Source organism: Paraburkholderia sp. Cpub6 (genome assembly GCF_014201065.1).
Classification (GTDB): Bacteria; Pseudomonadota; Gammaproteobacteria; order Burkholderiales; family Burkholderiaceae; genus Paraburkholderia; species Paraburkholderia tuberum.
Genome location: NZ_JACHDM010000032.1, coordinates 59,378 through 68,022, shown reverse-complemented (window position 1 = coordinate 68,022; position 8,645 = coordinate 59,378). Strand labels below are relative to the sequence as shown.

7 protein-coding genes and 2 pseudogenes are annotated in these 8,645 nt (G+C 63.7%); 5 read left to right on the top strand and 4 right to left on the bottom strand.

Annotated elements, in window-relative coordinates; translation table 11 throughout:
* Both HDG33_RS37785 and HDG33_RS32570 read left to right on the top strand, forming a co-directional pair.
* A pseudogene (locus HDG33_RS37785) lies at positions 1 to 85 on the top strand (IS5/IS1182 family transposase); the annotation flags it as partial.
* A gap of 381 nt (positions 86 to 466) precedes the next feature.
* Positions 467 to 2,923, top strand: coding sequence for a penicillin acylase family protein (locus HDG33_RS32570; protein ID WP_184039232.1), 2,457 nt, complete (start codon positions 467 to 469; stop codon positions 2,921 to 2,923).
* Positions 2,924 to 2,966: 43 nt separating this feature from the next.
* On the opposite strand, the gene HDG33_RS32565 is transcribed toward HDG33_RS32570, so the two are convergent.
* Together HDG33_RS32565 and HDG33_RS32560 are read right to left on the bottom strand one after the other, a co-directional pair.
* Positions 2,967 to 3,932, bottom strand: a complete 966-nt coding sequence (locus HDG33_RS32565; protein ID WP_184039229.1) for a PDR/VanB family oxidoreductase — start codon at positions 3,930 to 3,932, stop codon at positions 2,967 to 2,969.
* Entirely contained in the window at positions 3,929 to 5,014 is a 1,086-nt protein-coding gene (locus HDG33_RS32560; RefSeq protein ID WP_184039225.1) for an aromatic ring-hydroxylating dioxygenase subunit alpha, read from the bottom strand. The genes HDG33_RS32565 and HDG33_RS32560 overlap by 4 nt, the downstream gene beginning before the upstream one ends.
* 185 nt (positions 5,015 to 5,199) lie before the next feature.
* Here HDG33_RS32560 and HDG33_RS32555 point away from each other — a divergent pair, with 185 nt between their 5' ends.
* On the top strand, positions 5,200 to 5,700 hold the full coding sequence (locus HDG33_RS32555) for a MarR family winged helix-turn-helix transcriptional regulator (protein ID WP_090809135.1): 501 nt from the start codon (positions 5,200 to 5,202) through the stop codon (positions 5,698 to 5,700).
* An 18-nt stretch (positions 5,701 to 5,718) separates the two neighbouring features.
* On the opposite strand, the gene HDG33_RS32550 is transcribed toward HDG33_RS32555, so the two are convergent.
* Complete coding sequence (locus tag HDG33_RS32550) at positions 5,719 to 6,657, bottom strand: NADP-dependent oxidoreductase (protein ID WP_184039221.1); 939 nt, start codon at positions 6,655 to 6,657, stop codon at positions 5,719 to 5,721.
* A 204-nt stretch (positions 6,658 to 6,861) separates the two neighbouring features.
* Here HDG33_RS32550 and HDG33_RS32545 point away from each other — a divergent pair, with 204 nt between their 5' ends.
* Entirely contained in the window at positions 6,862 to 7,095 is a 234-nt protein-coding gene (locus HDG33_RS32545; RefSeq protein WP_184039218.1) for a DUF2795 domain-containing protein, read from the top strand.
* A gap of 62 nt (positions 7,096 to 7,157) precedes the next feature.
* Positions 7,158 to 7,968 (top strand): annotated as a pseudogene (locus tag HDG33_RS32540) (DUF72 domain-containing protein).
* On the opposite strand, the gene HDG33_RS32535 reads toward HDG33_RS32540, so the two are convergent.
* Positions 7,960 to 8,622, bottom strand: coding sequence for a UdgX family uracil-DNA binding protein (locus tag HDG33_RS32535; RefSeq protein ID WP_184039215.1), 663 nt, complete (start codon positions 8,620 to 8,622; stop codon positions 7,960 to 7,962). The pseudogene HDG33_RS32540 and the gene HDG33_RS32535 sit on opposite strands and share 9 nt — an antisense overlap.
* Positions 8,623 to 8,645: the final 23 nt, after the last annotated feature.

Genomic DNA, 8,645 nt, shown 5'->3' with positions numbered 1-8,645 from the left:
GCCCGAAACCCTGGCAGGCCTGCACTTCGTCGTCTTCGCCATGCTTATGCTCGTTCATGCTGCACCGATTATGAAAAGTGCCTAACACGCTCTAGACTTCGGTTCGGCTTGTTCTACATGTGCTTTCGGCGGATTTAGCTGCGCTGGCGGAGGCTTGTCCAACGACATACCGACACCGCGCACGGCGCGCGCGTCGTCCTGCTTGGTCCAGCGCCACAACAGTTTGTTGATCTTGTACACAGAAATTTCGTTAGGCACGCTATAGCTTCTCGCTCTAGATTTAACGTTCGTGAACTACTAATGACCGGAATGCGAGTCCACTGCCTTCTAGCCACCTGACATTAATAGCTAACTGACAGTTCGAAAGAAATCAGAGCACGCCCAAAATGGGCGTCCATTCACAATCTTTCGTGACGCCGAGCGACACGCCCGTCATCGCTCAACGTCCGCCCAACCACAAAAATCCATGCGTTCGAACGTCTCCCTGTTCCGCCGCCTCGCCGCCCTGCTGATCGCCCTGCCCGTCGCCGCCGCTCTGCCAAGCTGCGCGAGTCCCGATGCAGACAACGTCGCGCACACCGGCCCGTATCGCGCCGACATCCGCCGCACCGCGCTCGGCATTCCGCACATCAACGCCGACAACTGGGGCAGCCTCGGCTACGGATACGGCTACGCGCAGGCGCAAGACAATCTGTGCACGATGGCCGAAAGCTTCGTCACCTATCGCGGCGAACGCTCGCGCTTCTTCGGCGCCGACGCGCGGCCCACGCTCGGCGCGACGTTCGGCCAGCCCAACAATCTCAATTCGGATTTCTTCTTCCGTTTCATCGTCGACGATGCGACCGTCGCGCGTTACCGCAAAAGCCAGACCGACGACATGCGCGCGTTGATCGACGGCTTCGTCGCCGGCTATAACCGCTACCTCGCCGATCTCGCGCACGGGGATTTCCCGGGCGCGCATGCGGCCTGCCGCGCGGCGCCGTGGCTCGGCAAGATCAGCAACGCGGACTTGTACCGGCGTCAGATCGCGGCGAATCTGACCGGCGGCGAGGCGCGCTTCATCAACGCGATCGCGACCGCGCAACCGCCCCAGCCGATGCCGGTGCCGCCGCAAAGCGCGTTGCACGACGACGCCCCCGACGACCCACCGCTCGCGGAATTCGGCGGCCATGCGGGCATCGGCAGCAACGCTCTCGCGTTCGGCGCGGACGCGACGCACACCGGCAGCGCGCTGCTGCTCGGCAATCCGCACTGGTTCTGGACCGGCCCCGATCGCTTCTACCAGGCTCAGCTCACTCTTCCTGGCAAGCTGAACGTCAGCGGCGTGTCGTTTCTCGGCGTACCGCTGATCATGATCGGCTTCAACGACAACGTCGCCTGGACCCATACCGTCTCCACCGCGAAGCGCTTCGGCCTCTTCAAGCTGACGCTCGAACCTGGCGCGCCAACCCGGTATCAGGTCGACGGCAACAGCGAAGCGATGACGCCGACGCGCGTGAACGTCGAGGTACGCGCCGCCGACGGTTCACTGCATACCGTGTCGCGCACGCTGTATCGTTCGCGCTTCGGACCGCTGGTCAATCTCGGCACGATGTCGCCCGCGCTCGCGTGGAATGCGCAGCAGGCGTTCGCGCTGCGCGATATCAATACCGACAACTTCCGCGTGTTCGAAAACTTCCGCGCATGGAATCAGGCGGCCTCGCTCGACGATTTCATCGCCATCCAGAAGAAGAACGCGGCGGTGCCATGGGTCAACACGCTCGCGATCGGCCGTGACGATCCGCGCGTCTGGTACGCCGATATCGGCGCGACCCCGGACGTGCCCGACGAACTCACGCAGCGTTGCACGCCGCCGGTCGGCCGGGCACTCGCGCGGATCATGCCCGGCGTGCCGGTCCTCGACGGCTCGCGCAGCGACTGCGACTGGCGCGACGAGCCCGGCGCGGTACAGCATCATGCGTTGCCGGTCGCGCACATGCCGTCGCTGCTTCGGCGCGACTATGTCGGCAATTTCAACGACAGTTACTGGCTCAGCAACCCGGCCGAACCGATGACCGGCTATGCGAAGATCATCGGTGCGACCGCGACGCCGCAGACGCTGCGCACGCGACTGGGCCATACGATCGCGGCGCAATTGCAGAGCGATCCGCTTGGCGTTTCCGCCGATGCGCTCGGTCACGCTGCACTCGACAGCCGCTCGATGTCGGCGTTGCTGTTCAAGCAACCCGTGCTCGACCGTCTGTGCGGCAGCGACATGCTCGCGGCCCTGCCGGCCGGCCCGAACGCCGACCCGCAGCGCGCGGCGTGCAAGGTACTCGCCGCATGGGACGATACGGCCGCGGCCGACGCAGTGGGGGCAACCTTGTGGGACGAACTGTGGCGACGTCTGCTGACGATACCGCCCGCGCAGCTATACGCGGTACCGTTCGAACCCGCGAAGCCGTTGACCACACCCGCGGGCATCGCCGCCGATCCGGCGCAGCTCGCCGCCGCGCTGCATGACGCGCTCGCGGCACTGCAACGCGCCGGCATCGCGATCGATGCACCGCGCAGCGCGGCGCTCTACGTGCAACGCAACGACGAGCGCATTGCGCTATTCGGGGGTTGCGACGCGGGCGGCTATTTCACATCGGCGTGTGCCGGGCATCCCTTCGATGCGAGCGGCTATTCGATGAACGTCAAGCCAATGGGCGACACCTATCTGCAGATAGTGTCGTTCGCCGGCGCTCAGGTGATCGCGCGCACGCTGCTCGCACCGTCAGAATCGGATGACCCGGCGTCGCCGCACTATGCCGACGGGACGCGCGATTATGCGGCCCAACGCTGGACGATTATTCCGTTCTCCGAAGAAGCGATTGCGCACGATCCGGCGTTGAGTGTGCGCACGGTAAGTTCGTCGGATTCTGAGGGAAAAGCGCAATAAATAAGCGGGACGACGGGCAACAGGCCCGTCGTCCCGCAGAAAATCACAGATCGAGCACCAGTAGCGGCGATTTCGCGCGCGAGCAGCACGGCAGGAACTGGTCGTTTGCCGCGCGTTCCTCGTCGGTCAGATACGAATCCAGATGATCCGGCTCGCCGGACAGCACCCGCGTCAAACAGGTACCGCACACGCCCTGCTCGCACGACGTGATCACTTCGACGCCATGCGCGGCCAGCGCCTGCACGACCGTGCATTCGGGCGGCACGTCGATCGTCGCGCCGCTGCTCGCGATGCGCACCTGGAAGCTGCCGCCCGCCGCCGTCTGATTCGCGGCCGCGCCGAAGAACTCGTAGTGCAGCCTGTTTTCCGGCCAGCCCTTCGCACGCGCGGTCTCGAGCACGAAGTCCATGAAGCCGCGCGGACCGCAGACATACAGGTGGGTACCGGCCGGCGCATCGCTGAGCGACTGCTCGATATCGAACGTCGAGCCGCCCGGATGGTCATCGTGATGAAGCTGGACCGACTTCGCGAAGCCAGCTTGTGCAAGACGCTCGACGAACGCCGTGCGTTCCTTCGAGCGCGTGCAGTAGTGCATGTCGAACGAAGCGCCCGTGGCGGCAAGCCGCTCGGCCATGCAAAGAATCGGCGTGACGCCGATCCCGCCCGCGAGCAGCAGATGATGAGCCGCATCGTCAGCGAGCGCGAAATGATTGCGCGGCGCGCTGATCTGCAGGCGATCGCCTTCGCGGACCAGATCGTGCACCGCTTGCGATCCGCCGCGTCCCCCTTCGTCGCGCAGCACCGCGATCAGATAGCGATGCGTTTCGCGCGGATCGTTGCACAACGAGTACTGACGCACGAGCCCGTTCGGCAAATGCACGTCGACGTGCGAGCCGGCGTCGAAGGCCGGCAACGCCTGAGCGTTTTCGCTCGCGAGTTCGAAGCTCGCGATATCCAGCGCTTCGTCGCGCCGGCGCGCCACCACCACATTCAGCACGGGATGATTCATGTCGCCGTCCGCACGGGAATGACGCGCGTCACTTCAGCCTGCGGCGCGCCCGTCTCCGCGCGTTCCTGCGCGACGAGCCGATCGATCACGCGACGCGACATCACGCCGCCCGCATCGATATTGAGCTTCAGCAGATTGCGCTCGGGCCAGCGCAACAGGTTCTGCTGCTGACGTTCGAGCATCTCCAGATCTTCACTGAAGATCTTGCCCTGCCCTTCGCGGATGCTCGCGGTCAGCGCCGCATCGTCGGGACTGAAATTGCGCGCCATGCCCCAGAAATACCAAATCGACGTTTCCGTTTCCGGCGTGATGAAATCCACCACGATCGACGACGCTTTCTGGTCGGCCGGCGCGTGATAGCCACCATGCCCGGCATGCGCGACGCCTACCTCGATCAGCACGTGACTCGGCGGCGTGAAGTGGCAGATCTGCCAACGGTCGACGGGCACGTCGTCGGCAAGACCATTGCCGCGCAACGCCATCTTCCAGAACGGCGGCGCCGCAACGTTTTCCATGAAACGGCTCGTGCGCACGGTATCGCCTTCGGCCACGGTTTTGGGCGCGGCTTCGTCGATTTCCTTTTGCCCGATGCTGTTGGCGTGCACATAGGTCTCGTGCGTCAGATCCATCAGGTTGTCGATCATTAGCCGGTAATCGCAGCGGATGTGATAAAGACCGCCGCCGTACGCCCATTCGGCACTCTCGGCCCACTCCAGATGATGCAGCCTGGCGGCATCGGCCTGCGCCGCATCGCCGGGCCACACCCAGACGAAGCCATAGCGCTCGATCACTGGATAGCTGCGAATCGATGGAAAGCCGTTGACGCGTTGCCCCGGCATGCCGGTCGCCTTGCCCTGACAGCCCATTTCGAGGCCGTGATAGCCACACACGAGCGTGCCATCGCGCACGAAACCGAGCGACAGCGGCGCACCGCGATGCGGACAGAAGTCTTCGAGCGCCACCACGGCGCCTTCCGCGTTGCGATAGAAAACCATCGGCTCGCCGCAGATCTGCCGGCCGAGCGGCTTATCCGCGACTTCATCGGGCGTACATGCGACGTACCACGCATTCTTGGGAAACATGTCAGTCTCACTCCCTGGTTTATTCATGGATTGCATTCAGCCTACTCATTGAGATTCAGTGTACTCAATGCGTCTTTAATGATTAAATGAAGGTTTTCCCCTAGACGAACTTTCAATCAGGTAACACGAACGCCGGTTCGCCATTTCCATTCGCAACGAAAAGGCGCGAGGTCTTCAGAACTAATATGGTTACTTCAACCGATACCAGCACTTCCGCGATCAGCATCGATCTGTACGACCAGCCCGGCCATTTGATCCGACGCGCGCATCAGATTTCGGTGTCCATGTTTCATGATCTGATCGGACGCGAGGTGACGCCCGTTCAGTATGCGGTGCTCAGAATGCTGCAGGAATTGCCCGGACTCGATCAGGTCACGCTCGCGCAGCGAGTCGGCCTCGACACGTCGACCACCGCCGATATCGCGGTACGGCTCGAAGCGAAAGGCTGGATCGTGCGCGAAGTTCTGCCGCGCCGCCAGCGTCGTCTATTGCTGACGCCGGCTGGAGAGCAGTTGCTCGATGAATTGATCCCCGGCGTCAACGCGCTCAATCACGGCCTGCTCGACGGGATGGGAGACGAGGATGCGCGAGAGCTATTGAGACTGTTGAGAAAGTTCGTGCATCTGAATAACGATCAGAGCCGCGCGCCGCTGCGCAGCGCGAGCGACGACGCGAATCCGAACTAGCAGACCGCGCGCTCCGTACTACGACGCCACCTCCACCACGATCTTGCCGCGCACGTGGCCTTTCGCGAGCCGTTCCAGCGCCTTGGCCGTCGCATCGAACGCAAACCGTTCGGCGACCACGACACGCACGCTGCCCTTGTCGAGCAACGACGCGATCTCCGTCAATTGCCGGCCGTCGGGTCGCGCGGTATAACGCGTGGCCCGTGCGCCATGGCTCGACGCCTCGGCCTGCGACGGCTCGTTGAGCGTCGAGATCAGCGCGCCACCGGTCGCGACGGCCGACCACGAGCGGCGCTGCGTATCGCCGCCGATCAGATCGAACACGAGGTCGATGTCGCGCGCGACGTCTTCGAAGCGCTGCGCGTGATAGTCGATCACGCGATCCGCACCGAGCGAGCGCACGAACTCGATGCCGTCGCCGGACGCCGTAGCGTACACTTGCGCGCCCTTCTGCCTGGCGAACTGCACGGCGAAATGTCCAACGCCGCCCGCGCCCGCATGAATCAGCACGCGGCCGCCGGCTTCGAGGCGGCCGTGATCGAACAGGCCCTGCCATGCGGTCAACGCGGCGAGCGGCACGGCGCCCGCGGACCCCACATCCAGTTTTTCCGGCGCATGCGCTAGCGCGCTCGCGGACACGACGACGAATTCCGCGTACGCACCCTGTCCCTGGCCAACGAAGCCATACACCTGCTCGCCCGCGCGCCATTGCCCGACGCCCTCGCCGACCCGTTCGACCACTCCGGAAAAATCGCGCCCCAGCGTATAGGGCAGCTTCTCTTCACGAATCAACGGGTACTGGCCCGAGCGCGTCTTCAGGTCCACCGGATTGGCGCTGGCCGCGCGCACACGCACCAGCACCTGGCCGGCGCCAGGCTCGGGGATCTCGATCTTCTCGGCCTTGAACACCTCGGGACCGCCGAAGCGGTGAATGCGATATGCGAGCATCGTGCTCATGATGGCCTTCTCCTTGAAAGCTCCCGTGTCAGCGGCGCTATTTTGCCGGCTGCACGCAAGCCGCGTTCCTCATTGCTGGGTTCTTTTTCATTCGCACGACGTGCGCCGCCGGAAAACGCAACACGAGCCCGCGCGCCGAGGCACGAGATATGCGACAGGTACCTGTAGGCGCGCAGTCGTGATGTACTCATTCAAGGAGGAACCATGTCACAGCACCCCGCCCATTCCCAGGATCACCGCCACCCCGGTCAGCCGAATCCCGCTGACGTCGAAAAAGCAATCAGTGGTGTGAATTACCCGACCACACGCGAAAAGCTGGTCGCGCAGGCGCGCAAAAATCACGCGAATACCGACATCGTCGATCTGGTCGACCGTCTGCCCGATCACAATTTCGACAGCCCGCCCGCGGTGGCGAAGCAAATCGCGCGTATTCAATGACGCTGCGATCCGTCGAGTCGGAGCCGGACTCCGAACCCCATTCCGCCGGACTCGACGCGCGAATGAAGAAAACCGGCGATGTGCGTATCGGCATTTCCGGCTGGCGCTACCAAGGTTGGCGCGGCAGCTTTTACCCAGAGGATCTCAAACATGCAAACGCCTGACGGCTTCGTGTTTGGCATCAAAGGCGCGCGCTATCTGACTCATATGCTGCGGTTTCGCGATGCGAGCGCACGTGTCGGCATCGCGAACTTCTTCGCGCAGGGGCTACTCGCGTTGAACGAAAAGCTTGGTCCGATCCTATGGCAATTTCCGCCGTCGTTCCGATTCGAGCCCGAGGCAATGGAGCGCTTTCTGAGCGTGTTGCCGTTCGAGATCGCGAGCGCATCGGCGCTGGCGAAGCACCATGATGCGCGTGTCAAGACGCCTTATGTCGACATCGATCGCAAGCGGAAGTTGCGTCACGCGGTCGAAGTGCGCCACGCGAGTTTTGTCGATCCGGCGTTCGTGACCTTGCTTCGGCAATACGGCGTCGCGCTCGTGGTTTCAGATTCCACCGAACCGTGGCCCGTCGCCGAAGATCTGACGGCGGACTTCGTCTATCTTCGCCTGCACGGCAGCGAAGCCAAATACTCGGGTTCGTATGGGGACGACGCTCTGCAACGATGGGCCGAGCGAATCGATGCATGGCGCGGCGGCTCACAACCGGCCGACGCGCGATTGATCGCGCCGCAACTCCGGCCGCCTCGGCGAGCCGCGCGAGACGTCTACTGCTACTTCGACAACGATGTAAAAGCTCGGGCGCCGTTCGACGCACAACGATTGATGAAAGGCCTCGGATTACGAGCGACGCACGCGCCGGCGTCATCCTGAGCGCTTGCCGCCGTGGGCCAGCTTCTGTGCGGTGCGCAACGCCGCGACGATTCGCTCGTACACCTCGCGACGCGTTTCAGGGTCCGGCGCGCGCAGCGCAAACGACGGATGGTACGTCGCGACCACGCGTTGCTCGCCGCGCTCGAGCGTTTTGTCGAACGCGTCCTGCAAGCGCGCGTGCGAGTCGTGAACAACCGCTTTCAACGCGGTCGCGCCCAGTGCCACGACCACGCGCACATGCGGCATGTCGAGTTCCTGCTCCAGCCAGTAGCCGCAAGCATCCACTTCACGCTGAGCGGGCGTTTTGTGCAAGCGACGCTTGCCGCGCGCGATCCACTTGAAATGCTTGACGGCGTTCGTCACGTAGACGTCGTTACGCTTGACGCCCGCTTCTTCGAGCGCGCTGTCGAGCAACGCACCGGCCGGCCCGACGAAGGGCTTGCCCTGCAGATCTTCCATGTCGCCGGGTTGCTCGCCGACCAGCACGATCGACGCATGCCGCTGCCCTTCGCCGGGCACGGCCTGAGTCGCATTGCGCCAGAGGGCGCAACGGCGGCAATCGTCGAGCTTCGCCGGATGCTGATCGGGTTCGACATCCGCTGGCTCCGATTGCGGGTCGCCATGCGCGCGCTTTTTCTGCGGCCTATCGGTCATGGGTACGACCGCGCGTGCTGAAG